Here is a 613-nt window from a genome sequence, read left to right as displayed (position 1 = left end):
GGACTTCCCCCTCCGGCCTTCGGCCTCCTCCCCCTCTAGGGGGAGGATTTTCCAATGCGTCCGCTCAGGGTCGAAAGCACGTCTTAGCTTCGGCTCCAATTCCGGACCTTCAGCCTTCCTTACCCCGCCGGCGTCAGGGCGATGTCGACCATGATCTCGCCGGAGATGGCCTCTAGGGCGTCGCGCACCGCGTCGGCGGTCAAGCCCGGCGGCAGGCGCAGGCGGGCGTCCAGGTGGAACAGCGGCGCGCCCTGGTGCGGCTCGATGCTGAGGCGCGAACCGAAGCTCTCGATATTGGCGCCCAGCTCGCTGAGCACGCCGGTGACCTGGTGGACGATGCCCGGACGGTCCTGGCCGACCACGCCCAGTTGCAGGAGCTCGCCAGTCGCGGCCGGCGCCTCGACGGTCGGGGCGATCCGCACTTCCAGCCCGTGGGCGTCCACCGCCGAGACCGCGGCGCGCAGGGCCTCTTCCTGGCCCGCCTCCAGCTCGACCAGGACCGAGCCGACATAGAGGCCGCCCAGTTGGCTGAGATGGCTCTCCAGCCAGTTGCCGCCGGCCGACAGCACGGCGCTGGCCAGGGCCTGGGTGAGGCCGGGGCGGTCGCTGCCGA

General features: G+C 71.1%; 1 protein-coding gene. It reads right to left on the bottom strand.

Annotation, left to right across the window (positions count from 1 at the left end; translation table 11 throughout):
* Positions 1-119: 119 nt before the first annotated feature.
* The coding region (locus AX690_RS19465) for a glycine cleavage system protein R (RefSeq protein ID WP_156449729.1) at positions 120-613 on the bottom strand (494 nt) is incomplete at its 5' end.

Origin of the sequence: Caulobacter sp. CCH9-E1 (assembly GCF_001556515.1) — a bacterium.
Taxonomy (GTDB): Bacteria; Pseudomonadota; Alphaproteobacteria; order Caulobacterales; family Caulobacteraceae; genus Caulobacter.
The sequence above is the reverse complement of the archived record's forward strand: the minus strand, read 5'-3'. Positions and strand labels throughout refer to the sequence as shown.